This is a genomic window from Nocardia sp. bgisy118, assembly GCF_057708605.1.
Map to the genome: position 1 here is coordinate 132,123 of NZ_JBYISM010000014.1, position 25,476 is coordinate 157,598.

Sequence of the window (25,476 nt, forward strand, 5' to 3'; positions counted from 1 at the left end):
CTTGTCCGGATCGATCCGATCCGAGGCGTCAGCCGCAGAACCACAGCCGAAGTGGGCCCGTTGTCGGGCAACGTGTGTCGCGCGGCCTCCCTGCGCACCGCAGCTCGGCCGGACCGGTCCACCAGTCACATCAGCCGCGGAACCACAGCCGAATGAGGGGCAGGCGAATCGTCAGGCACCGCGCGCCGTGCGACGTCCCGGCGCACTGCCGCTCGTCCAGACCGGTCGTCCGGCGCGTCAGCAGCGGAACAACATCCGAATGAGAGTGGGCCCGTCGTCGGGCAACGCGTGCTGCGCGGGCTCCCGGCGCACCGCCACTCGAGCGGACCGGTCGTCCGGCGCGTCAGCAGCGGAACAACATCCGAATGAGAGTGGGCCCGTCGTCGGGCAACGCGTGCTGCGCGGGCTCCCGGCGCACCGCCACTCGAGCGGACCGGTCTAACCGTTACGTCAGCCGCGAAACCACAGCCGAAAGGGCAGACGCATCGTTGGGCACCGCGCGCCGCGCGGCCTCCCGGCGCACCGCCACTCGACCGGACTGGCCAGTTCCGAGGCGTCAGCCGCAGCACCGCAGCCAGATGGGCCCGTCGTCGGGCAACGCGCGACGTCCCGGCGACTGCCGCTCGCCTGGGCCCGGTTGCCCGCGCCTCAGCGGCGGAACCACATCGGGATGAGGGTAGGCCCGTCGTCGGGCAACGTGTGCGTGACGCCGGTGCGGACGAACCCGTTGCGGGCGTAGAGGCGGGAGGAGCGTTCGGTGCTGGCCTCGAGAAACGCGGTCTCGGACGCGTCGGAGAACGCCTTCAGCCGGTCGGCGAGGATGGCGCCGCCCGCACCCTTGCCGCGGTGTTCCGGCACGGTGACGATCGCCTGGAGATAGCGGTGCGGGAACTCGCGCGGATGGTGCTCGGCGAGCAGCGCGGTGACCGCGACCAGCCTGGCCAGCGGACGCAGGCGCGGCGCGGCGTCGGCCATGGCGCGGGCCTCGGCCGCCTCGGCGACGACCCGATCTGCCGAGGTCACCGTCTGCCAGAGCGAGACCGCCCAGATCTCGTCGCCCGCGCCCGCGAGCCACACCTCATCGTCGCGGATGGCGCGTTCGACCAAACGCGGCGCGTGTTCGGTGCGAAAGGCCTCCGCGATCTCGGGGTGATCGGCGACCACCCAGGTCGACACCGCCTCGTCGACGGACCCGCGCGCGAACGCTGCCGCGATGGCGTCGATCTCATCGATATTGGCCCGCCGAACGGTTGTCTGCATGGTGAACCTCTCGATAGTGAACGGGGTAAACAGCCGACAATTTATGCAGCACAGCGCGCCGCGACCACCATTTCGTCACACTTGTTGGTGTGTCGAAATCACCGCCGTGCGCCACCTGCGGACGCGCGCTGATCCAGCCGAGCCGCGGACGTCGCCGACGCTACTGCTCGCGCTCCTGTCAGGCCCGCGCCTACCGGGCCCGCCGCGACCGGCGCGTTCCCGCCGCCCGTCCACGACCGGCCCGGCTCACCGCGGTCGGAATCACCCGCACCGCCGTCGAGATGACCGACCGCGAGAGCATCGACGGACTCACCATGCGCCGCCTCGCCAGCGAACTCGGCGTCGCAACCGCCGCACTCTATCGGCACTTCCCCGATCGAGAGGCGCTGCTCACCGCCATGACCGAGCTCGTCCTCGCCGAGAGCCCGCCGCCTGCGGAGCCCCTCGACTGGCACGCCGCCTTGACCCATGAGGCCGAACAGGAATGGCGGCTCTACCAGCGCCACCCCTGGCTGCTGCCGGTGCTGGCCCGCACCAGGCCGCCGGTCGGGCCCGCCCTGTTCGACATCCTGGAACGCTCGTTCACCGCGTTGGACGAACTAGGTCTGTCCCGCGACGACGCGCTCGCCGTCTACCTCGCCTGCTCCGGCCTCGTGCAAGGCCTGGCGCTGCTGTGGAGCGCCGACCGCGGCGGACGGACGGCGAGCGCGGAACCGCAGGATTCCGAGATCGTGCGCGCCGAACTGGTCGAACTCGTCGTCGCCCGGCCGGTCCTGCGGAAACTCTTCGCCTCAGGCCCGCCTGGCCCGGAACTGGACTTCGACAAGCTGGTGAGCGAGGGAGTCGGCCTGCTGCTGGACGGCGTCGCCATGCGCCGCCTGAAGAAGACCGAATAGCCTATGCCAATGACCGCTGTTGCAGATCGCTCACTCGGACCGGAATTGGCGCGCACCGTAACCATCGGGCCGGACACCGACGTGCTGGTGATCGGATTGACGTCCTCGGAGAACGGTCCGTCGATCGCGCCCGACGACCTGTTCGGCGATGTGCTCACCGCCGACGTCCGCGCGGAGCTGCTCGACCAGCTGGGCGCGGTCGGCGCCAAGGGCAAGGCCGAAGAACTGACCCGGGTGCCCGCGCCCGCCGGGCTGGACAACGTCACCAGCATCCTCGCCGTCGGGCTCGGCGCCGCCGACAAGGTGGACGCGGAGCAGATCCGCCGCTCCGCCGGTGTCGCGGGCCGCGCGCTCGACGGCACCGAGCTGGTGGCGACCACGCTGTCGGGCCTGGATCTGGGCGCGGCGGTCGAAGGCTTCTACCTCGGCGCCTATTCGTTCACGCCGTTCCGGTCGGAGAAGTCCGCGCCCAAGGCGGACGAGCAGCCGGTCGCCCGGATCGAATTCCTCGTCCCCGAGGCGGACTTCGGCGAAGAGGCGCTCTTCCGCGCGCAACTGGTGGCCGAGGCCGTCGCCACCGCGCGCGATTTCGTGAACACCCCGCCCAGCCACCTGTTCCCCGCCGAATTCGCCACGCGCGCCCAGGTATTGGCCGAGGCCGCGGGCCTCGAGGTCGAGGTGCTCGACGAAAAGGCTTTGGAGGCGGGCGGTTACGGCGGAGTACTCGGCGTCGGCAAGGGCTCCTCGCGCCCGCCGCGGCTGGTGCGGCTCACCTACTCCGGCGGACCCAAGAAGATCGCGCTGGTCGGCAAGGGCATCACCTTCGACACCGGCGGCATCTCCATCAAGCCCGCGCAGAACATGGAGAACATGACCTCGGACATGGCTGGCGCCGCCGCGGTCATCGCCACCACCCTGCTCGCGGCCCGGCTGAGCCTGCCCGTCACGGTGAGCGCCACCGTCCCGATGGCCGAGAACATGCCTTCGGCCACCGCGCAGCGCCCCGGCGACGTGCTCACCCAGTACGGCGGCACCACCGTCGAGGTGCTCAATACCGACGCCGAAGGCCGCCTGATCCTCGCCGACGCCATCGTCCGCGCCGCTGAGGAGTCCCCCGACTACCTGATCGACGTCGCCACCCTCACCGGCGCCCAGATGGTCGCCCTCGGCACCCGCACCCCCGGCGTGATGGGCACCGACGAATTCCGCGACCGCGTCGCCCGCCTCTCCCGCGAAGTCGGCGAAAACGGCTGGGCCATGCCCCTTCCCGCCGAACTCCGCGCCGACCTCAACTCCAAGATCGCCGACCTCGCCAACGTCGCCCAGCACCGCTGGGGCGGAATGCTCTCGGCCGCACTGTTCCTGAAGGAATTCGTGCCGGAAGGTGTGCAGTGGGCCCACCTGGACGTCGCGGGCCCGGCGTACAACACGGGCGGGCCGTTCGGGTACATCGGGAAGGGCGGGACCGGTGTTCCGGTTCGGACGCTGATCGCGGTGATCGAGGACATCGCCGGGGAGTGAGTTCGCGGGTGCGCCGTCCTGTTCGGGGGCGGCGCGCCGTTGTTCTGATGAAGCCAGCCGACTACAGGGCAACCTCGGCGTCCTCCTGGACCCCGGAACCATCGATCGCGTAGCCAGGCGATGTCGGCATACGATCCGCAAATAGACGATGCTCCGCTCAACGCGAACCGAGTGTTCATGTTGAGTTCGACCTCGCCATGGGAGCACTTGCGACCAGAAGAGCGGGATCAGGCCGCGTTCATCCTCGGCGGTGAGCACCCCGTCTCAGTCCGGGTCGGCCAACACGTCTCGGATCACGCGCGCTGACCGAAGCGAAGCGAATCCCCACTCGGTGACAGGCATTCGTTCGCCCAACGAATTAGATGAACCAGCCTGGCTCAACCAGCTTGAACGTGACCCGGTAGCGGCCGGCGGCGCCGCTGAATTCGAGGACTGGCGTGGCCTGCGCGTTGGGAAAGGTCAGGCGTTGAGGCCGGCCGATGGGGTCGTCATTCCCTTTGGGAAATTCCATGTAGATGGTGTGGAGGCCCCGCAAGGTGTCCGACACAGTGTCGGCGAGAACGGCTGCGCGCTCGTTTGCGGGCTGCCCTGCGGTGCGGGTGAGGGCCGCGCTCCACGCACCGTTCAATGCGGTTCGGTACGCGGCGATCACATCGTCGTCAACGTCTCGACCGTTGTCCTTTTCGACCAGCTGCACTACGTACAGCGAACGGGGATCGTAGTCAGCGACCGGAACATCACGACTGCGTCTGTCTCCATCGTCCATCTCGTCCCAGAATCCTCCTGGTCCAGTGACGGTGAACTCGGTCTGCGAGGCAAGACCGATACCTGTCGGGATACTGCCTCGGAACAGCAACATGTAGATGTCGTCGGAGCCCCACTCATCCAATCCGCTACCGGTCTCATCGACGCACTTCATCACATCGACGGTTACATTCGCCATGACTTCGCCTCCTGTCGGTGAAGGAGAACGAGGTGTGCTCGGTCTCCTGGCTGAACTCCACTGCACGCCTACGGACCAGCGCGGAAAGCCCCCCGGCGCCCTGCTCTGGTCGTCGCGCCGCCCGCGGCCACCCTCCGGGCGATCTCGATCGTCGACTCGTTGACAACGATGCGCTGGTCGGCGGGCACCTCGCCGATCTCGATTGCTAGGGGTTCCCGGTTTCGGTACCGCCCAAGAACAGTGAACAAAGCTCGGACCCCGTCTGGCCGCCGAGGAAGGTAGGGCCGATCGCAAAGCAGCCGTTCAAGAGGAACAGCCGCACAGGCTCCAGAACGGGGATGGAGAAGACACCCGGGGGTTCCAACCCAGGCCCGTTCCAGAGTGAATGCGCAGGCAACACATCCGGATTCGCTGACGCAGTGGCAGGCACAGCAAGTACTACGGTCGCCGCGGCCATGGCCGCGGCGACCGCCGTGCTCTTGAACGTGAACATTGCATGATTCCTTCCGTGCTCGACGATGCGATCCCGAGCGTTACGAGTGATCCCGCCCAGCGCCGAGCGCCGTGCTGGCTCGTTCGGTGCTGTCAGTGCGCCGGGATTCCCGGCAGGACATGACTTTCGTGGACGCAGCACTGGATGGCTGGACAGTCGACGAACGCACCGATCCCGGCGCGCGCACTTCTCCTGGTGTAGACGATGAACACTTGCACTTGCAGCATTCGCCCACGTCCGACCCAACGCGCGAGTAGTGCCCTACTCGAATGCGCATGTCGAGAGTCTGCTGCGCTCGATAGACCGCAACCACAGCCGGTCGACCGGGCTGGAAGCCCGCATCGCGCCTGACTGCGGGAGGTAAGCCGGGTCCGGCAAACAACGCGCCCAGCACCGCTCAGCGGAAGCCCGGGTGGGTACCGAAGACGGACAGGTAGTCCGAGCGCACATCACCGAAACCAGACCGCCAGTCGAACTCACCGGCTCGCCCTGCCCGAAATCCTGGACAGCAACCGGCACACAGCCCAAAGACTCGTCACCGAACCGGATCACCGACCAAAGCGACCGCCCTCACCGTGTTGCGAGGCGTGCCAGGCCGAGAATCCCCTACAGATCCCGCAACTCCGCCTCGAACGCCCGCTGACGCTCAATCTTCTTCCTGGCGTCGTAATCCCGCATCCGCTGCGGATACCCCGTCTTGCGGACCTCGTACACCGGAATGCTCAGATCGCCTGCCAACCTTCGAGCCCCGCGCTCCCCGACGATCCGCCGCGTCCACTCACCGTCCGCGGCGACCAACACCACCGTGACATCCGTCATAGTGGTCTTCGGCTCCAGGTACCCCTCGACGCCGATGTGGGTGCGCACCCAGTCGGCGAGGTAGCGGGCGTCCTCGTTGTTCGAGGTCGACGCACGTGCGACGGACCCTCCCCGGTTCAGCGCGCCACGGAAACGATCGAGCAAACCCATTGACGCCGACCTCCTTCGTACACCGGATAAATGCTCACACCCGGTCCTCCCATACTGCCAGCTTCCCGGTAGAGACATGCCCTGTGCTACGCGCCACGCGGACGAGTGCAAGGATGGACCGCGGTACAAGAACCGCACAGATCTCCGGTGCCCACCAGAATGTTGGTGGCTTCCGGGTTTTCACCGCGACCAGCGGCGAGGACCCGCCAGAGATCAACTGTTGTAGAACCCGTCGAGCAGTCAGAGGAGTCAACGGACATGGCCTTCTCCGTCCAGATGCCGGCTCTTGGTGAGAGCGTCACCGAGGGAACGGTGACCAGGTGGCTGAAGCAGGAAGGAGACACGGTCGAGGTCGACGAGCCGCTGCTCGAGGTCTCCACCGACAAGGTCGACACCGAGATCCCGTCCCCGACGGCGGGTGTGCTGTCGAAGATCGTCGCCCAGGAAGATGATGTGGTCGAGGTCGGTGGCGAGCTCGGCGTGATCAGCGAAGCCGGTGAGGCGCCCGCCGCCGCACCCGCGCCCGCACCGGAGGCCGCGGCTCCCGCGCCCGCCGTGGAAGAGCCCGCCCCGGCTCCCGAACCCGAACCCGCCGCGCAGGCCCCGGCCCCGCAGCCCGCCGCCGCGTCGGCAGGCCCCGCCGAGGGCACCTCGGTGAAGATGCCCGAGCTGGGCGAGTCGGTCACCGAGGGCACCGTCACCCGCTGGCTGAAGTCGGTCGGCGACACGGTCGAGGTCGACGAGCCGCTGCTCGAGGTCTCCACCGACAAGGTCGACACCGAGATCCCCTCGCCCGTCGCGGGCACCCTGCTGGAGATCTCCGCGCCGGAAGACGAGGTGGTCTCCGTCGGCGGACAGCTCGGCGTGATCGGCAGCGGCGCCCCCGCGGCCGCCGCTCCGGCCCCCGCGCCCGCACCGGCCCCGGCTCCCGCCCCGGCCCCTGCTCCGGCGCCCGCGCCCAAGCCCGCCCCGGCCCCCGCGGCCGCCGCTCCGGCTCCCGCGCCCGCACCGGCCCCGGCTCCCGCCCCGGCCCCCAAGCCGGCTCCGGCCAAGGCTCCCGCCCCGGCCGCTGCCGACGGCAACGGCGCGACCCCGTACGTCACCCCGCTGGTGCGCAAGCTCGCCGAGGAGAACAACGTCGACCTGGCCACCGTGCAGGGTTCCGGCGTCGGCGGCCGCATCCGCAAGCAGGACGTGCTCGCCGCGGCCGAGGCCAAGAAGGCGCCCGCCCCCGCGGCCGCGCCCGCTCCGGCTGCCGCCGCGCCCACCAAGGCTCCGTCGGCTCCGGCCGCCGCGCAGCTGGCGCACCTGCGCGGAACCGTCCAGAAGGCCAACCGGATCCGGCAGATCACCGCCACGAAGACCCGCGAATCGCTGCAGACCACCGCGCAGCTGACCCAGGTTCACGAGGCCGACGTCACCAAGATCGCGGCGCTGCGTGCGCAGGCCAAGCGTGCCTTCAAGGAGCGCGAGGGCGTCAACCTGACGTTCCTGCCGTTCTTCGCCAAGGCGGTCGTCGAGGCGCTCGGCGTGCACCCGAACGTCAACGCCTCCTACGACGAGGGCACCAAGGAGATCACCTACCACGCCTCGGTGCACCTCGGCATCGCCGTCGACACCGAGCAGGGCCTGCTCTCCCCGGTCATCCACAACGCCAGCGACCTGTCGCTCGCCGGTCTGGCCCGCGCCATCGCCGACATCGCCGACCGGGCTCGCCACGGCGGCCTGAAGCCGGACGAACTGGCAGGCGGCACCTTCACCATCACCAACATCGGCAGCCAGGGCGCGCTGTTCGACACCCCGATCCTTGTTCCGCCGCAGGCGGGCATGCTCGGCACCGGCGCGATCGTCAAGCGCCCGGTGGTGGTGACCGACGAGACCGGCAACGAGTCGATCGGCGTGCGCTCCATGTGCTACCTGCCGCTCACCTACGATCACCGGCTCATCGACGGCGCGGACGCAGGTCGCTTCCTGACCACGATCCGTCACCGCCTCGAAGAGGCCGCGTTCGAGGCCGATCTGGGTCTGTAACCCGGGAAGGTTCGTCCCGCAATGAAGGTCGTGATCGCCGGTTCGTCCGGGCTGATCGGGACGGCGCTCGTCGCGGCCCTGCGCCGCGACGGGCACGAGGTGGCGCGGCTGGTGCGCCGTCCCGCCGCCGCACCGGACGAGTTCGTCTGGAATCCCGCTCGCGCCGAGCTCGACGAGCGGGCGCTGCGCGGGGCCGACGCGGTGGTCAACCTCTGCGGGGCGAGCCTCGGCAGGCGTCGCTGGAACGGCAGCTTCAAGCAGGAGCTGCGCGACAGCCGCATCACCCCGACCGACGTCCTCGCCAACAAGGTGGCCGCCGCGGGCGTGCCGGTGCTGGTCAACGCCAGCGGCGTGCACTACTACGGCGGCACCACCGGCGACCGCGTGGTGGACGAATCCTCCCCCGCCGGTTCGGGTTTCCTCGCCACGCTGTGCCGTGACTGGGAAGCCGCGACCGGTCCGGCCAGCGCCGCGGGCGTGCGCACCGTGCTCGTGCGCAGCGCCGTCGTGCTGTCCAAGCACGGCGGGATGCTCGGCATGCTGCACCCGCTGTACTCCCTCGGGCTCGGCGGGCGACTCGGCACCGGCCGCCAATACACGCCGTGGATCTCGATGGACGACGAGATCGGCGCGATCGTCTTCGCGCTCACCAACGACACCGTGTCCGGGCCGATCAACGCAGTCGGCCCGGCCCCGGTCACCAACGCCGAATTCAACCGCGCCCTCGGGCGCGCACTGCACCGCCCCACCCCGCTGGTGCTGCCCGCGTTCGCCCTGCGCGCGCTCGTCGGAGAGTTCGCCGACGAGGCCATCCTGCGTGGGCCCCGAGCCATCCCCACGGCGCTGGAGGAGGCGGGCTATCCCTTCCGCCATCCAACGATCGGCTCCGCCCTGGCCGCGACCATCGGCCGCGACTCGGACGACCGGTGATCCGCGTCCGCAGTGCCGCACCTGGCATTCCCACGGCCTGAGAAAGGCCGCTCCCCGCCGCCGGGCCGCGCTCGCCGCCGCCTGGACGAATGATTCCACGAGGCCGAACATTGGCTGCGGCCGTTGAGGTCGGTTGAGGGCCTGCTGCTGATGTGGCGGAGGATACGTTCGAGCCGACCGGCCTGCCTGGGGCGAGGTCGGAGCTATGCGGACGGCTACTCGGGCGAAATTCGATCGCCAACCGAGTCGATCGGCGGCACGCTCTTCGGCATGGAAGAACCACAACACAGGATTCGCGCGCTCCACACGGAATCCACCGTCACCGTCTACCAGGCGTACTCCCCGGTCATCGGCGGGCCCGCCCTCCGCGACGGCCGCTTCCCGGCGGCATGGAAACGCGACCGGATGACGTGGATCAAGCCGTCATTTCTGTGGATGATGTACCGCTGCGGCTGGGGTACGAAGCCGGATCAAGAGACCGTCCTCGCCGTGGAGATCTCACGTGACGGCTTCGACTGGGCATTGCGGCATGCATGCCTGTCCAGCTATAAGCCCGGGCTGCATGCCGACCGCAGCACCTGGCAACGCCAGCTGAAGGGCTCGCCCGCCCGAGTCCAGTGGGATCCCGAGCGCGATCTGCACCTGCGGCCCCTCCCGTACCGCTCTCTGCAACTCGGGCTCTGCGGCGAAGCCGTGCGACGTTACGCGGACGAGTGGACAGTCGACATCAGCGACGTGACTCCACTCGCCCGCGAGATTCACGCGCTGGTCAACGACGGCGACCTCGACTCTGCCGCCAAGCTCCTGCCCCAGGAGCGCCCCTACCCCGCCGCGGACGAACTGCTGGCACATCTTCGTCCGTGACCGTGGTCTTCCGCAGGCGGTCCCACCTCCAGGCCAGGAGCGCTTTGGGGAACTGCGGCTGCACCTGCTCGCCTTGGCGGGCTGCCAGTCCCGCGCGGCCACGGGACCGCACAAGCGCTCACGGCGATAGCCGTCGCCGGACCAACTGCGGACAGCAGGTGACCGAACCCGCATTGCCGGGCGTTCCGGCACGCGCGATGATCGGATTCGAACACCAACCGGAAGGCCACGCCGGCAAACACCTCGCACACTGCGCGGGGAATGCCGACCTCCTTCACCGAACCACGGAGAACCTCGTTGACCGCCATGGACACCCGCCACGCCACCGTCATCCGCGACGCGCACGAGGGTGACCTGCCCGCGGTCCTCGACATCCACAACGCCAACATCGCCACCTCCACCGCCATCTGGGACATCGACGAAGTCGGCATCGACGAGCGCAAGACCTGGTTCCGCACCCGCACCGCCGCGGGCATGCCCGTCCTCGTCGCGGAAGTCAAGGGCGAAGTCGCCGGCTACGCCAGCTACGGCCAGTGGCGGCCGAAGGTGGGATACCGCTACTCCGTGGAGAACTCGGTCTACATCGCCGACCGCTTCCAGCGCCGCGGCCTGGCCAGCGCCCTGCTCACCGAATTGATCGACCGCGCCGCCCGATCCGGTCGCGTGCACGCCATGATCGCCGCCATCGAATCCAGCAACACCGGTTCGATCGCGCTGCACGAGCGATTCGGATTCGTCGTCGTGGGTGAATTGCCGGAAGTCGGCCACAAATTCGGCCGATGGATGGACCTGACATTGATGCAGCTGACGCTGCCGGTCGAAGTCTGAAGCCGCCATTCCAGCGGACCACTATCTCTCTACCGACGGCTCGCCCCGCAAGCGTGTGGCATACCGCACACCGAGTCCCTGACGAGCTCGCAATCGCAGGGCGTACCGTCAACGACGTGAACGACACGCGCACCACCCGGTCCGCCCGCTTCGATCGCACCCCGATCGTCGTCGAGGATCTCGGTCTCATCGACTACCACTCCGCCTGGGACGTGCAGCGAACCATCGCCGCCGAACGCGCTGAGGGCATGGGATCCGACCGCCTGCTGCTCCTCGAACACCCCTCCGTATACACCGCGGGCCGCCGCACCGAGGAGGAAGATCTGCCCATCGACGGCAGCCCGGTGGTGCAGGTCGATCGCGGCGGGAAGATCACCTGGCACGGCCCCGGCCAACTCGTCGGCTACCCGATCATCCGGCTGGCCGAGCCCGTCGACGTCGTCCAGTACGTGCGCCGCCTCGAGGAGGCGCTGATCTCGGTGTGCACCGACCTCGGCCTCGTGTGCGGCCGGGTCGAGGGCCGCTCCGGTGTCTGGCTGCCCGCTGACGACTGGAACCCCGAACGCAAGATCGCCGCCATCGGCGTGCGCGTGCAGCGTGGCGTTGCCCTGCACGGTATCTCGTTGAACTGCAACTCCATGGACGGCTTCGGGGCCATCATCCCGTGCGGCATCCGCGACGCGGGCGTCACCACCCTCACCCGCGAACTCGGGCGCGAAGTCACCGTCGCGGAGATCAAGCCGCTGGTCGCCGACGCGATCGTCCGCGCACTCGACGGCGAGCTTTCCGTCAGCGATCGCAACCTCCCCCGCGCCGCGCTGAGCCCCGCCGACGCCAAAGCCGCCGACGGAACCACCGGCGCAGGCGATACCAAAGCCGCGGGCGTCGAGGCGGTCGGCAGCACGGCCACCGCCACCCCGGAAGCGGGCGATACCCGAGGCGTAAGGTCGATGCAGTGACCTCAGTCGACACCCCGACACCGCACAGCGCGTCCGCACCCAACGGCCGCAAACTCCTGCGCATCGAAGCCCGCAACGCGGAAACCCCCATCGAGCGCAAACCCAAGTGGATCCGCACCCGCGCCACCATGGGCCCCGAGTACACCGAACTCAAGGGCCTGGTGAAGCGCGAGGGTCTGCACACCGTGTGCGAAGAAGCGGGCTGCCCCAACATCTTCGAATGCTGGGAAGACCGCGAGGCCACCTTCCTCATCGGCGGCGAACAGTGCACCCGCCGCTGCGACTTCTGCCAAATCGACACCGGCAAACCCGCCGCCCTCGACCGCGACGAACCCCGCCGCGTCGCCGAAAGCGTCCAGGCCATGGGCCTGCGCTACTCCACCATCACCGGCGTCGCCCGCGACGACCTCGAAGACGGCGGCGCCTGGCTCTACGCCGAAACCGTCCGCGCCATCAAGACTTCGAACCCCAACACCGGCGTCGAACTCCTCATCCCCGACTTCAACGCCGACCCCGACCAACTCGCCGAGGTCTTCTCCGCCCGTCCGGAAGTCCTGGCCCACAACCTCGAGACGGTCCCCCGCATCTTCAAGCGCATCCGCCCGGCCTTCCGCTACGAGCGCTCCCTTGCGGTGCTCACCGCCGCCCGCGAAGCAGGGTTGGTCACCAAGTCCAACCTCATCCTCGGTATGGGCGAAACGCCGGAGGAAGTCACCCAAGCCATGCGCGATCTGCACGAGGCGGGTTGCGACATCCTCACCATCACCCAGTACCTCCGTCCCTCCCCGCGGCACCATCCCGTGGACCGCTGGGTCAAGCCGGAGGAATTCGTCGAGCACTCCAAGGTCGCCGAAGAAATCGGCTTCGCCGGAGTCATGGCGGGTCCGCTGGTCCGCTCGTCCTACCGGGCGGGACGCCTCTACGCCCAGGCCATGACCCACCACGGTCGCGAAATCCCCTCGGCGATGGCCCATCTCGCCGAGGAAGGCACGGCTTCCCAGGAAGCCTCCTCCGTCCTCGCCCGCTTCGGGAGTTGATCTGGTCGTCCGCAGCGTACGCGTACCGCGGGGTATTCCCGACCGTCGCGGTGACGCATAGCCCGGATGTGCAGACAGCACGCCACCCAGAACATCACACAGTTCCTCATTAGCCGCGGAAGGCGTCGGCGCCGTGGGAGCTCTCGCCAGGCGGATGGTCAGAGCGGCCGAACTTGGTTGTCGACAACACCGACCCAGATGTAGTCGCGTGCTCTGGTCAGCGCGACCATCGTCTGTCGGGCAGCCAGTTCGGCTCTATCGCGTTCCGCCCCCGTCAGCTCGGCGACCGGTAGGCCGGAGCGAGTGATGATGTGGAAGACCCGGATCCGGGTTCAGCGCGATCAGCATCTCCACAGGATCAGCTTCTGCGCTGTCCACTCGACGGACATCGAACGGAGTGGTCGTCCGCCGGAGGGACCACCATCCCGACATTCATCGGGATTGGTTCAGCTCACACATGGCGGTCCGAGCCCGAGCGTCCGGGACCAGCCCGACTATTTGCTCGACCGTGAAAGGAACCGGGCGACAAGGGCCTACCACGCGAGCGGCGCCATCGGGGCGAGGCCGAGATCGGCGAGCGCTTCCGCGCCGGATGCGGCATGATCACCGCCGGCGAGCAACCGGGTCCGCGCCGACTGGTAGCGGCAACCGGCGGCGTCGAACGCATCCGCTGTGGCGAGGAGTCGCCGCCGGTCGCGAGCGAGCAGCGCGTCGGCTCGGTCCACGATGGCGACGGCGACGGGGTTCCCGGCCACGATGGTCCTGGCCTCGATCACGCGGTCGCCTGCGTCAGGACTCCCAGCGAGTACGGCGGCTTCGGCCCGAAGTGCCACATACCAGTGCAGCCAGATCCACGTGACCCATCTCCACACCTCCCCTGGCTCCGGCGACATCCGGTGGAGCGCCTCCTGCGCCTGCCCGCGATGGAGTATGGCCAGCGTGTCGAAGACCGCGCCGTAGCCATGGGTGTGCCACGGTGAGGCGCCGATTCGACGCAGGACCGCTTTCCATTCGTTGCGGGCGTCGTGGTCGTCACGCAGGTCGTGGATCATCACCACACCGGCCACCGCCGGACCGAGAATCTCCTTGGCGGGGCTGCCTGCCCGCTGCCACGCTTCGAGGAACCGAACACTATGGGTGAGTATCTCGCCGACATTGCCCACCAACGCCTCGGCCACCAGCAGCCAGCTGGTGGCACGATGGCCGACCTCGGCCAGCAACGGGTGCTCCGCAAGTTGCCGCGCCCACCGGCGGGCGCCCGGCAGGTCGCCCACGCCGAGGCTGGCCTCGGCGGCTTCGCCGAGCGCTTCGATCAGCTCGTGGGTGGCGGCCGGAGTGGGTGATGCGGACTCCAGCAGCGTGATTCGCTGCCGCGCCGTGGCCGCGGCACCGAAGGTGTCACCGGCCCAGCTCTGAGCGCCGGCGAGCGTGTCTAGTGCGGCGGACTCGGCGAGTGGGTCGCCAGTGCGGCGCGCCAGCTCGACCGCGCGTTCGGCGCACGCGATCGCCGGTACGGCATCAGCGGCGGGAAGCTGGGCGGTGAGAGCCTCGGTAAGCACCCGCCCCGCCTCGGCCAGCGCCACCGCCGCCAGCGCGGCGGGGTCGTCGCCCGCCAGCTGCCTCGCCTCCGTGATGAGTGCGCTCGCCTCCTCCGGTGGCAGGGTGCGGACGAACTTGCTGGAGAACCGGTACGCGTTGGCGGCGGCGGTCGCCAGGTCGCGGGCGGCCCCGGCGGTGTCGCCGGACCGGTGGGCGGCGTCGGCGGCCGCACGATTCAGGCGATACATATCGTCGCCGCGCATCTGGCATCCGGCCGCGGCGGCGGCGTGACGCAGCATCGAGGCGGCGGCCGTGTCGTCCGAGAGGGCGGCCGCCTGCTCGTAGCGCATCTGGGATTCGACGATCAGGTTACGGCTGAAAAGCAGATCTGCCAGGTGCCGGGCGAGCCGGTGCGCGTCCGTGCGCTGCTCCGGCCGCTCGGCCGCCCAGCTCATCGCGGCGCGGAAGTCGTCGGCCACCGCGTCGAACCGTGCGCGCCTTCCCTCTCCCACCTCCGCCAGGTTCGCGGCCTCGACCAGGCACCAGCGCACGTGCCGAGACCGGGTGTCGACCAGCTCACCGGCCTCGGCGAGTTGCTCCATCCCGTACTGCCGGATGGTTTCCAGCGCCCGGTATCCGGTCCCGCTCGCCGAAGCTGTCACCACCAGCAGGCTCTGCTCGGCGAGCCGCGCCAATCCGTCGGCCACCACGCCTTTCTCGGACTCGACCACCTGCGCCGCCGCCCCGATGCCGAACGACTTCATGAACACCGACACTCGGCGCAGCAGCATTCGATCGTCCGGATCCAGCAAAGCATGACTCCAGTCCAGCGCCGCCCGCACCGAACGGTGCCGGTCTTCGGCGCGGGAGCCGCCCGCGAGCATCCGCAGTTGGTCGGACAGCCCGGCTTCGAGGCCGTCCAGCCCCAATGTGGTCCAGCGGGCGGCGGCCAGCTCGATCGCCAGCGCCACCCCATCCAGCCGCTCGCAGAACACCGCGACCTGTTCGCGCAGTGCGTGATTCGGCGGCCAGCCGCTCGCCGCGGCGCGGTCCATGAACAACGCGACCGCATCCGAATCGCCCGCGCCCGCCAGCGACATCGGCGCGACCGGGTACACCCTTTCGAACGGCACCATCAGCCGGGCCCGGCTGGTCGCCAGCACCGTCACCCCGGGACAGGCCGCGAGCAGCCGTTCGACGAACAGCGCGACCCCATCGCGCACATGCTCGCAGTTGTCCAGCACCAGCAAGGCGCGCCGGTCGGCCAGTGCCGCAAGCACCGACTCGTCCATGCCACGACCCGGCTGCTCCCCGAGTCCGAGCGCCAGCGCAACCGTACCGGCGACCACGCACATGTCCTGGTTGGTGACTGGTACCAGATCGACGAACCACACCCCATCGGGATACGCACCAGCCGCCTCCGCGACAACCGCCAACGCGAGCCGGGTCTTGCCCACTCCGCCTGGGCCGACCGCGGTCACCTGGCGATGCTGCTCGAGCATCGCCAGCAACTCGGCGCGCTCGCGCGTCCGTCCGATGAACGACGTCAGCGGCGTCGGCAGCACCGGAGCCGTCCGCGACCGTCCGGCACCGGCCGACTTCGAGGCGTGCTGGGCGAGCGCCCGCCGATCCGGAACCTCCAGCTTGCGCAACAGCGAGGACACATGGCTCTCCACGGTGCGCACCGAGATGAACAGCCGAGCACCGATCTCGGCGTTGCTCAGATGCTCCCCCACCAGCGCCAGCACCTCGGCTTCCCGCGCCGAGATCTCCACCGTTACCGTCATGACCCTCAATCTTCCATCGCTGCGTCGTGATCCTAGGCCCTGCCTAGAAATTCGGCCGGATGCATCCGTGGCTCACATCGCGGCTGGGCGCCCGAGACCGGGGTTGCGTCGGCGAGATGGCAACGCGATCTGGGCCGCGGAGGCGCCGGATAGGACTTCGAGACAGGGCCTGGTCCGCGGTCGGTCCGTGGTGGCTGTCCGTGATCCGTGGGCAATCCGTGGACGGTTCCGTGGTCGCCACGGATGTGGGCAGGGGCCGCCGGAAGAGAAGCTGTGAATACGTCCGGTTCACCAATCGGGACCCACGCATTCAGGAGTGATCATGACCAGCTCTTCCACCCAGGGAATCAAGACCGTGCTGCATCCGGTGTCCGACCTGGCGGCGGCAAAGACGGTGTACACCGCACTGCTCGGCGTCGCGCCGCAGACCGACTCGCCCTACTACGTCGGCTTCGAGGCCGGGGGCCAGCACATCGGACTGGTCCCGGGCGGCGGACCGCAGAGCATGACCATCTCGGTGGCCTACTGGCACGTGCCGGACATCGACGCCAAGCTGGCCGACCTGACCGCCGCGGGCGCCACCGTGAAAGAGGCCGCGCGCGAGGTCGGCGGCGGCCGCCGGGTCGCCACCGTCACCGACGCCGACGGCAACGTCCTCGGCCTCATCCAGGACCGATGAGCACGGACCACCGAACCACCATCAGCAACACCTCACCGCCCCGGGCATCCAGGGCACCCACCCCAGACACCTACAAACCTAAGGGAACTGCCATGACCTCCATCGATTACATCACCCTCGAAACACCGGAGCCCGGGGCCGCCGAGATCTACGACGCCGCCTTCGGTTTGGGCGACAAGGTGCGAGTCCGCGCCGCGACGGCGCCGACGACCGGCTTCCGTGGATTCATCGTGTCGCTGGTGGTGTCCCAACCCAGCACCGTCGACAGCCTCGTCGGCACCGCGCTCGACGCCGGCTTCACGACGGTGAAGCCGGCGAAGAAGAGCTTCTGGGGATACGGCGGCGTCGTCCAGGCCCCCGACGGGGCGATCTGGAAGATCGCCACCTCGCAGAAGAAGAACACCCTCCCCGCCACCCGCGCAGTCGACGACGTCGTGCTGCTGCTGGGCGTCGACGATGTCAAGGCCAGCAAGCAGTTCTACATCGACCACGGCCTGACCGTCGAGAAGAGCTTCGGCAGCAAGTACGTCGAGTTCACCGCCTCGGGGTCGCCGGTCAAACTGGCCCTCTACGGACGCCGTGCCGCTGCCAAAGACGCCGGCGTCTCACCGGACGGCACCGGATCGCACCGAATCGTCATCGGCACCAAGGCCGAGACGTTCACCGACCCCGACGGGTTCGCCTGGGAGACCGTCTGACGTCCCGGGTCGACGGCCCCGACTACACCGGTCCCCCATCGAGACCATCGCTATCAACCACTGACACAGAAGGATTCCGGCTGATGACCACCACGAAGACCAAGTCCGCGGTCGCGTTCACCGACGAAGAACGCACCGCGATGAAAGAGCACGCCCAAGAGCTGAAGACAGCCGCCCGCCGCGGTTCCCGCGCCACCAAGGCCGACGGCGAGCAGGACGTGCTCGCGAAGATCGCCGAAATGACCGAATCCGATCGCGTCCTCGCCGAACGAATCCACGCCGTCATCACCGCGAGCGCACCGGAGCTGACGCCGAAACTCTGGTACGGCATGCCCTCCTACGCCAAGAACGGCAAGGTCGTCTGCTTCTTCCGCAGCGCGGAGAAATTCAAGTCGCGCTACGCCACACTCGGTTTCGAGGACAAGGCGAACCTCGACGACGGCACCCTGTGGGCGACGTCGTTCGCGCTGACGGCGTTGACCGCCGACGACGAAGCGATGATCGGCGAGCTGGTGAAGAAAGCAGCCCGCTGAGCGCCATCGGCCTGCCACCGTCTCCGGTGGCAGGCCGGCCCGCGCTTCCACCAACGGCCCAGCCGTTTCGGGCAACGATCGAGCTTCCCTCGCAGTACCCTCGTCGGTTGCGAGCAGATCGACCAAGCTCGATGTCAACTATCGGACCACCGCGGAGATCCTGAGCTGGTGCCTCGGTCTGATGCTCGGCGAAACCATCGATGCCATGGACGAGAGCCTCGATTCGATCGCAGGCTGCCGGTCCGAGGTCGATGGTCCCTCACCCGTCCTGCACGAATGCACCACGCAGAGCGACGAACACACGCGGATCGTCGCCACCGTCGAGGAATCGATCGCCCGCGGAGTCGAACCCGGCGACATCGGCGTCGCCACCCGCTTCAACAACTTTGCCGACCGAATCCGCGAGCAGCTGGGCACCGCGGGGATCCCGGTGTCGAGTCTGGCGAAAACGACCTCCGCGTCCAGGCCATGGGCCTGCGCTACTCCACCATCACCGGCGTCGCCCGCGACGACCTCGAAGACGGCGGCGCCTGGCTCTACGCCGAAACCGTCCGCGCCATCAAGGCTTCGAACCCCAACACCGGCGTCGAACTCCTCATCCCCGACTTCACCGCCGATCCCGACCAACTCGCCGAGGTCTCCTCCTCGCGCCCGGAGGTCCTGGCGCACAACCTCGAAACGGTCCCCCGCATCTTCAAGCGCATCCGCCCGGCGTTCCGCTACGAGCGCTCCCTCGCGGTCCTCACCGCGGCCCGCGAAGCAGGGCTGGTGACGAAGTGTGCGGACCGCAATCCCGGCCCGGACTGACCGCGAACAGTCAGCGGCCTGCTGCAACCAGGTCGGGTGGACAGAGGTCGTCCAGTCGCCGACATCGCCACCGATCCTTACATCTGCGTTCCCGGGCGACGACGATCGAATCGGATTCCGTGGCGGCGGACAAGCTTCGGGCGCCTGATCAAGCGTGGCCCGCGATCGCTGCCTGCCGATCTGGACACGGCTCTGCGGGGCAGTTCGGCGGGGATCGGACTCGACCGTTTCTCACCGAGCTCACCGTACGGTGGAACCGTATCCGGTTTCGGCGCGTCTAGTGGGTTGTCGGTAATTTTTGGCCCAGCACGGTTCGAGCGGTTGCGGGAGGGGTTTTCGGGTGGGTATCGAGATTCCGGAACCGTTGCAGTGGGCAGCGAAATACGTTGTGGGCGCGGGTGATTGGCCCGAGGGTGATGAGACGGCGATGCGTCGGGTGGAGACGGCGTGGACGGGGCTGGCGACCACGCTGCGCGATCTCGACGACGAAGCCACCGGGGTGGTTCAGCAGGCCATCCAATCCCTCGACGGTGAGACCGGCAAAGCCCTGACACAACATTGGGACAAGCTCGGGGGCGGGCAGGGCGCCTTCGAAGGCCTGATCGAACACATCGAGACCCTGGCCGATCAGATCGGTGACGGCGCTGCCGATATCGAGCACACCAAGCTGGTGATCATCGCCTCACTGGTGATCTTCGCGATCGAAATGGCTGCGGCCTTGGCCGAGATGGCCACCGGGGTGGGCGCGCCCGCGGGTGCGGCGACCGCGGCCGCCGCACAGACGGCGACTCGGATCACGTTGCGGATCCTGATGAAGAAGCTGCTGCAGAAGATCATCTCCAAGGCAGCGTTGAAAGCCGCCGGGCGTGCGGCGTTGCGTGGAGCGTGGGAAGCGGTCCTCGAGGAAGCCGTCCTCGACATCGGGTTGAAACTGGCGCAGGTCGCGGCGGATCGGCGGGATCCGTTGTCGAAGCAGGAGTGGATCGACTCCGGTAAGAACCTGATCACCGCCGGAGTCGGCGGCGCCACCGAAGGCCTGCTCGGCGGCGGGAGCGGTGACGGCAACGGCGGCAACCCGATCACCAACGCCCTGAAAGATGGTGCGAAAGAGGTCGGGGCCAGCCTGGTCGGCGAAGTCGCCAGCGCGGCGACCGATGCCGCACTCAACGACAAACCGTTCGATCTTTCCGAGGTGTTGACCACCGAGACGTTGACCTCGTCGCTGGCCGGTGCCGGTCAGAGCGGGTTGGAGAACGCCGGTAACCGCGGCGGCGGCAACGACACCGGCGGCAACGACAACCAGAACGACGGCAACGGCAACGAGCAGAACAACAGCAGCCAGAACCAGAGCAGCCAGCAGAACCAGAACCAGCAGGATTCGGAGAACCAGAACCAGCAAAGCCAGCAGCAGAACCAGTCGAGTCAGCCGAATCAGAGTCAGGGCAACCAGACCAATCCTGCCGGTACCACCGACGACGACTCGCAAACCCAGCCCTCCGGCACCAATCAACAATCCCAGCAGTCGCCGTCTCAGCAGTCCCAGCACCAGGACACCCCGCAGCAGTCTCAGCCCCAACAGTCGTCACAGATGCCGCAGTCGCAACAACCTCCGGATACCGGGTCGACCGGGTCGAACCAGAACCCCGACCAGGCCACCGACACCTCCTCGAGTCGGCCCGACCACACCGACGATCCCTCCAACCGCCAGGACACGCAACCGTCCCAGCAATCCCAGCAACAGGATTCGCAGCCGTCCAGCCAGCAGCCAGAGCAGCCGTCGAATCAGCAAGATTCGCACCCCTCCAACCAGCCGCCCCAACAGCCGACCCATCAGCAAGACTCGCAGCCCTCCCCCCAGCAGAACACCCCCACCGATCAGAATCAGAACCAAGCCCGCCCGGATACCCCGTCGAACCCGACGAGCACCGATACCACCAACCCGCCCTCCGGGACCACATCTTCCCCCGGCACGCCCACAACTCCGTCCGCCCCGGCGTCTCCATCAATGCCGGTCACCCCGGCAAACCCCGCCTCGCCCGCGATGCCGTCCAATCAGGACGGCATCAGCCAACCGTCCAGCAGCACACCCACGTCGAGCACTCCGTCGACGCCGAACACGCCATCGTCTCCGTCGACACCCGGCTCCTTGTCGACACCCGGCTCCTTGTCGACACCCGGCTCCTTGTCGACACCGTCAAGCCTCAGCCAACCGACCGGCACCACTCCGACGGCAGGCACCCAGAACTCGACAACCAACCCGGCGTTCATCGACACCACCACCGCCTCCACCGCTACCTCCACCCCCGCCACAACCAGCCCGCCAACGTCCTTCCCGACCAACACCCCTACAGACGCCGCCACCCGCACCCCGCAGCAATTTCCCATCACCGGCGACCCGGGCGCATCCGCGGGATCCCCCACCACCAACGCACCCCAACGCACCCAACCCAGCCCCCAGAACATTCCCCAAACCCACCGCCCCGACACACCTCCGTCTCGCCCGGACAACGCCTCACCCGCCAACATTCCCGCCAAACCCACCTTCCCGGGTACGGCCAACCCCCAGAACACCGCCATCGGCCCGGACACCCCGACGCGCCCGAATCCCGGCTCTCCTGCACAACCCGGCCTTCCTACGAAACCGGGTTTCCCCTCGAATCCGACCGACAACTCGAACCACCCTGGTAAAGCCGCCCACCCCGCACCCCAACACCAGCAAACCTTTCTCACCAGCTTGCCGGGCAACCGCACACCAGAGTCCACCCCGACACCGAACCGCTCACCTTTCGCCAATCTCCCCGACAACCGCGCACCCCTCTCGAACGCCCCCTCTCACCCCAACCGCATCAACCCGAATCACTCAGCGCCTGAACCCCATTCAGGCGAACCCACCAAGAAGAACCCCTACCAGCGCACCTACCAGGAATGGCAGGACCGCTTCGAACAAGCCGAGTACAACCCCAATTCCAACCCTTGGAACACCGAGACCACCCCAACCAGCTCGCGCCCCGAGTCTCCAACTCAGCCCTCGACCGCCGACACGAAGAACCCTGCGCAACCACAACAACCGAACAACTTCACCCGCACCGACATACCCACGACACCGAGTAAAAACTCGCCGAGAAACTTCGACACCGGAAAACCGGACCAGCACCCGGCCGCCCCAGATCCACGCACCGGCCGGACTTCCGAACCTCCAACCGGCCAGGGCAATCCGTCAGGGAGTCCAGCGAGTCGGGTCGGACGGACGCAACCGGGCCCGCACGGCCTGCCTCCTGATGGAACCAACCAGACAGGTTCAGGCCAACCCGTCCACGATTATCCGACTCAGCCGCTACCGGTGACCCCAGCCGCGCCATTGAGTCCACGGCTGCAAGAATATTTCGATCTTGGACAAAACACGCCGGCCGGGCGATCCTATTATGAGGAATCAGACACGGAAATGCGGGAGTATGCCCATTGGGTGATACCCGCCAAAGGATTCTATACGGTGGACATGCACGGAGACCCGAGCGCTGTAGGGATCGGTGACGACGAGCTCTCACCCGCCGACCTTGCCGCACTGATCCGAGCCGACCCGCAATGGAAAGGCCAGCCCATCCGTTTGCTGTCCTGCGAAACCGGACAGGGTGCGGACCCCTTCGCCCAGCACCTTGCCAACGAGCTGGGCGTACAAGTATGGGCCCCCAACGAGATCGCATGGACAGGCGAGGACGGACATATCGTGGTCGCGACCGAAGTATGGGATCCGGTTCTCGGCGAGAACCAGGCGAAGGACCCACCGGACGGCAACTGGGTACTGTTCGAACCCAAGGGCAAGTAGAGAAGGAGAATATCGTGGCCAGAATTGCACGCCTATTCGATGATGTGGATTCATCAGGCACACCCGTGATCTCCTCCCGGCGGAAAATAACAGACCCGGCGACCAAGGAGAGAATACTCGGCTTCCTCCACGGCGGAGCCGTCATCCGGGCTGCGAACGGAAAATCCATCGATATGATCGACCCGACCAAGGGAAAAGTGGTTCCGCGCATATACAAGACCGATGGCGAATGGATATGGACTGCAGCCACCCGCTACTACCTGGAGAAGTACGGCATTGCGCCGGAGGATGACTTCTTGTCGCACATCGAATCGAGTGGATACTTCGCCGCCGACCCCGGTCCGGATGCACGCCAGAGAGCGTATTCGCAATTGACGAACAGACCACACTGAGCTTGCACCCGACAGGAGGCGTTGGGACACAACGTATTGAATCGAAAATTCTTGGTTGCCTTGGTCGAGGACCGCGGGATGTAACGGACGGAACTGTGGCTAGTGCCGTGTCAGGCAGCCTTCGTAGGTAATCGGGGTGTCGGATCTTGGATCCGACGGCGAAGTCGCGGATGGGTTCGGCGTGTTGGTTACGCCAGCGGATGTAGGCGCCGATCGCGTCGTCCTGCTCGCCGTGGCTGCGGTGGTCGGTGCCGCCGAGTGCGAAGTACCGCAACGCGGAGAACTCGCACTCGATGCGGTTCAACCAGGACGAGTAGGTCGGCAAGAACACCAATTCCACGTCGTTGCCGACGCACCATTCCCGCACCTCGCGGCGTTTGTGGACCGAATAGTTGTCTGCGACCGGATACAACCTCTGACCTGGCCACCGTCGGCGCAGGGACTCGAGGAAGGCCAGGAACTCTGTCCAGCGTTTGCGGTCGCGGATGCGGTAGTAAAGCTGCCCGGTACGAAGATCCAGCGCACCGAGCATGTGCCGCACGCCCTGGATGCGGTTGTAGGTCGCACACAGCCGTTTCGGTGTTCGCCGACCAAACCAGCCGCGCCCGGCGCGGGGTTGCAGGTTCAGCGGCCCGAACTCGTCCACGCAGACCACGCGCCCGTCGGCAGGCGGATTGTCGTACAAGTCGAGCACCCGCTCCAGCTTCTCGCTGAACTCGGGTTCGTTGCTGGCTTTCCAGGTCTTGGTGGCCTGCCACGACACCCCCACGGCGCGCAGGATCTGCCGCAGTGTTCCCTGCTGATGTCGGCGATATCGTTGTGCCGCAATACCTCGACCAGTTTCGACAAGCTCCATGTGGAGAACTGCCAGCCCAGATCACGCGGGCAGCACCGGGCGATGGAACAGATCCGATCACGCGTCGCCTGATCGGTCTTCGCCGGCCTGCCCGCGCTCCATTTTGGGTCCAGCGCAGCGAAACCCCTCTCGTTGAAGTCGTGGATCACCTGCCGCACATACGATTCCGACACCTGCATCAGCTTCGCGATCATCGGCACCGGCTGATGCTGAGCCGAGGCCATCACCACGATCGCACGCCGCATCCGCACCGGCTGCTGACTACGCCGCGCGATCCGGGCGGGTTCGCGGCCCTCTTCCGGAAAGGGCCAGGTGCCGACGGGATCGCGACCGGCGGACCACAATTGCTCACCATGACCCATACAACCGGAGCCGATTGCACCGGGCCCACGCGATGAGCGCCGAGCGTGCGATAGCTCGCCTATCTCCGGACTTGGCGCCGCTGTGGGACGCGCTGTACCAACGCTTCTCATCGGGTCGTGTGGTTCAGCGAGTGCGCGTGGGCCCCCTGACCGCCATGCAGCAGGCGGCGGTGGCCGACCTGCTCGGGCTCGCTCGCCTGCCCGGTGAGTACGCGACCGTGCATCTCGCGACCGTCGACAGCGCATTGCGCGAGATCGCCGGCTGTGACACCAGAACCGCGCTCGAGTATCGAAACGGCCCGATCCCGGACCGGTCCGCGGAGCGGGCAGCCGCGATGGCGGAGCGAAATCTGTTGTGGGAGTGGCTCACGGATCATGATGTGGTACGCGCCCAGCCCGCCCTGGCGACATGGGCAGAGGCGATGCGGCGCAACGGTCTGATCGCGGGATCGGTGTCGCGCACGAAGACCGAGCTCGACCGTGCGTTGCGAGTCCTACACGAGCTGCCCGGCACCGGAGTACAGCTACCCGTGTTCGCGGCGAATGTGCTCGGAAACCCGCACGCGCTCGATGACGGCTCCCGCCTGCACACCATCGTGGTTCGCGCGCTGACCGCCCTCTACGACGCGCAACCTCCCGCCGACGCGATCGGCCTGCGGCAACTGTGGGCGCAGGCGGGTATCTCCGACGACGAACTGTCCTCGACGGTGCTGACCGCTGGACTGCCGATCACCGATGGTGACTCCGTCGTCGGCCGCATCCTGCGGACTTGCGCCGACTCCGGCCTCGCCGCAGTACTGAGTCTGCAGCAACTCCGCGCCATCTGCCGAGTACCCGAGGTCGCCGAGACCGTCTGGGTCGTAGAGAATCCCAGCATTCTCGCGACGGCCCTTACCCGATTCGGTCCGCACTGCCCGCCGATGGTGTGTACATCCGGCTGGCCGAGCAGCGCCGCCGTCGTCATGCTGGAACTGTTGTCGAACGCGGGCGCGAAACTGCACTACCACGGCGATTTCGATGGTGAAGGCTTGCGCATCGCAGCCAACCTCGTCGCGAGATTCGATGCCATCCCATGGCGTATGACCAGCGAAGACTACCTGTCCGCGGTCGGCAGCGAAGGCCCGCCGGCGGGCCGGATGACGCCTGTGCCGTGGGATGCCGAGCTGTCCGACCACATCAGCCGATCCGGGATAGCGTTGCCCCAGGAGCGCATCATCGATCGACTTCTGGCCGACATAGCACCGTGAGATGTCCGTCCCCGCGCTTATG

17 protein-coding genes and 5 pseudogenes are annotated in these 25,476 nt (G+C 67.7%); 16 read left to right on the top strand and 6 right to left on the bottom strand.

What is annotated here, in order from left to right:
- Positions 1-648 precede the first annotated feature (648 nt).
- A complete protein-coding gene (locus tag AC3EO7_RS19080; protein ID WP_435591936.1) occupies positions 649-1,260 on the bottom strand; it encodes a GNAT family N-acetyltransferase in 612 nt (203 codons plus the stop codon).
- An 89-nt stretch (positions 1,261-1,349) separates the two neighbouring features.
- Between AC3EO7_RS19080 and AC3EO7_RS19085 the strand changes: the two genes are divergently transcribed.
- Together AC3EO7_RS19085 and AC3EO7_RS19090 are read left to right on the top strand one after the other, a co-directional pair.
- A complete protein-coding gene (locus tag AC3EO7_RS19085; RefSeq protein ID WP_435591937.1) occupies positions 1,350-2,156 on the top strand; it encodes a TetR/AcrR family transcriptional regulator in 807 nt (268 codons plus the stop codon).
- A gap of 9 nt (positions 2,157-2,165) precedes the next feature.
- The gene (locus AC3EO7_RS19090) at positions 2,166-3,677 is read left to right on the top strand and encodes a leucyl aminopeptidase (protein ID WP_435591938.1); all 1,512 of its coding nucleotides are present in this window, start codon (positions 2,166-2,168) and stop codon (positions 3,675-3,677) included.
- Positions 3,678-4,035: 358 nt separating this feature from the next.
- On the opposite strand, the gene AC3EO7_RS19095 is transcribed toward AC3EO7_RS19090, so the two are convergent.
- Together AC3EO7_RS19095 and AC3EO7_RS19100 are read right to left on the bottom strand one after the other, a co-directional pair.
- The gene (locus AC3EO7_RS19095) at positions 4,036-4,620 is read right to left on the bottom strand and encodes a hypothetical protein (protein ID WP_435591939.1); all 585 of its coding nucleotides are present in this window, start codon (positions 4,618-4,620) and stop codon (positions 4,036-4,038) included.
- Positions 4,621-5,719: 1,099 nt separating this feature from the next.
- Complete coding sequence (locus AC3EO7_RS19100; protein WP_435591940.1) at positions 5,720-6,082, bottom strand: oxidoreductase; 363 nt, start codon at positions 6,080-6,082, stop codon at positions 5,720-5,722.
- A 258-nt stretch (positions 6,083-6,340) separates the two neighbouring features.
- Between AC3EO7_RS19100 and sucB the strand changes: the two genes are divergently transcribed.
- The 6 genes and pseudogenes from sucB to lipA all read left to right on the top strand — a co-directional run bounded on the left by sucB (position 6,341) and on the right by lipA (position 12,731).
- Positions 6,341-8,113, top strand: coding sequence for a 2-oxoglutarate dehydrogenase, E2 component, dihydrolipoamide succinyltransferase (gene sucB / locus AC3EO7_RS19105; RefSeq protein WP_435591941.1), 1,773 nt, complete (start codon positions 6,341-6,343; stop codon positions 8,111-8,113).
- A gap of 21 nt (positions 8,114-8,134) precedes the next feature.
- Positions 8,135-9,043: a TIGR01777 family oxidoreductase gene (locus tag AC3EO7_RS19110; RefSeq protein WP_431963377.1), complete on the top strand. Its 909-nt coding sequence runs from the start codon at positions 8,135-8,137 to the stop codon at positions 9,041-9,043.
- Between the two features lie 270 nt (positions 9,044-9,313).
- On the top strand, positions 9,314-9,907 hold the full coding sequence (locus AC3EO7_RS19115; RefSeq protein ID WP_435591942.1) for a DUF4291 domain-containing protein: 594 nt from the start codon (positions 9,314-9,316) through the stop codon (positions 9,905-9,907).
- A gap of 306 nt (positions 9,908-10,213) precedes the next feature.
- A complete protein-coding gene (locus tag AC3EO7_RS19120; protein ID WP_431963594.1) occupies positions 10,214-10,735 on the top strand; it encodes a GNAT family N-acetyltransferase in 522 nt (173 codons plus the stop codon).
- A gap of 116 nt (positions 10,736-10,851) precedes the next feature.
- Positions 10,852-11,607 (top strand): annotated as a pseudogene (gene lipB, locus AC3EO7_RS19125) (lipoyl(octanoyl) transferase LipB); the annotation flags it as partial.
- An 83-nt stretch (positions 11,608-11,690) separates the two neighbouring features.
- Positions 11,691-12,731 carry a lipoyl synthase gene (lipA, locus tag AC3EO7_RS19130; RefSeq protein ID WP_435591943.1) on the top strand — a complete coding sequence of 347 codons (1,041 nt, stop codon included), beginning with the start codon at positions 11,691-11,693 and terminating at the stop codon, positions 12,729-12,731.
- Positions 12,732-13,264: 533 nt separating this feature from the next.
- Here the strand turns inward: lipA and AC3EO7_RS19135 are convergent.
- Complete coding sequence (locus AC3EO7_RS19135; protein WP_435591944.1) at positions 13,265-16,057, bottom strand: ATP-binding protein; 2,793 nt, start codon at positions 16,055-16,057, stop codon at positions 13,265-13,267.
- A gap of 322 nt (positions 16,058-16,379) precedes the next feature.
- Between AC3EO7_RS19135 and AC3EO7_RS19140 the strand changes: the two genes are divergently transcribed.
- From AC3EO7_RS19140 to AC3EO7_RS19170, 7 genes and pseudogenes are all read left to right on the top strand, one after another.
- Complete coding sequence (locus AC3EO7_RS19140) at positions 16,380-16,736, top strand: VOC family protein (RefSeq protein ID WP_431963369.1); 357 nt, start codon at positions 16,380-16,382, stop codon at positions 16,734-16,736.
- A gap of 92 nt (positions 16,737-16,828) precedes the next feature.
- Positions 16,829-17,434: a glyoxalase gene (locus AC3EO7_RS19145; RefSeq protein ID WP_435591945.1), complete on the top strand. Its 606-nt coding sequence runs from the start codon at positions 16,829-16,831 to the stop codon at positions 17,432-17,434.
- Positions 17,435-17,517: 83 nt separating this feature from the next.
- Positions 17,518-17,967: an iron chaperone gene (locus AC3EO7_RS19150; RefSeq protein ID WP_435591946.1), complete on the top strand. Its 450-nt coding sequence runs from the start codon at positions 17,518-17,520 to the stop codon at positions 17,965-17,967.
- 136 nt (positions 17,968-18,103) lie between these two features.
- Positions 18,104-18,394, top strand: a pseudogene (locus AC3EO7_RS19155) (UvrD-helicase domain-containing protein); the annotation flags it as partial.
- A gap of 32 nt (positions 18,395-18,426) precedes the next feature.
- Positions 18,427-18,744, top strand: a pseudogene (locus AC3EO7_RS19160) (radical SAM protein); the annotation flags it as partial.
- 370 nt (positions 18,745-19,114) lie between these two features.
- Positions 19,115-22,597, top strand: a complete 3,483-nt coding sequence (locus AC3EO7_RS19165; protein WP_435591947.1) for a WXG100-like domain-containing protein — start codon at positions 19,115-19,117, stop codon at positions 22,595-22,597.
- A 14-nt stretch (positions 22,598-22,611) separates the two neighbouring features.
- Positions 22,612-22,989, top strand: a complete 378-nt coding sequence (locus tag AC3EO7_RS19170) for a hypothetical protein (protein WP_431963616.1) — start codon at positions 22,612-22,614, stop codon at positions 22,987-22,989.
- A gap of 250 nt (positions 22,990-23,239) precedes the next feature.
- Here the strand turns inward: AC3EO7_RS19170 and AC3EO7_RS19175 are convergent.
- Together AC3EO7_RS19175 and AC3EO7_RS19180 are read right to left on the bottom strand one after the other, a co-directional pair.
- A pseudogene (locus tag AC3EO7_RS19175) lies at positions 23,240-23,845 on the bottom strand (IS630 family transposase); the annotation flags it as partial.
- Positions 23,830-24,318 (bottom strand): annotated as a pseudogene (locus tag AC3EO7_RS19180) (helix-turn-helix domain-containing protein); the annotation flags it as partial. The pseudogenes AC3EO7_RS19180 and AC3EO7_RS19175, both read right to left, overlap by 16 nt.
- Between AC3EO7_RS19180 and AC3EO7_RS19185 the strand changes: the two are divergent.
- Positions 24,240-25,454, top strand: coding sequence for a TIGR02679 family protein (locus AC3EO7_RS19185; RefSeq protein WP_435591948.1), 1,215 nt, complete (start codon positions 24,240-24,242; stop codon positions 25,452-25,454). The pseudogene AC3EO7_RS19180 and the gene AC3EO7_RS19185 overlap by 79 nt on opposite strands.
- Positions 25,455-25,476 lie beyond the last annotated feature (22 nt).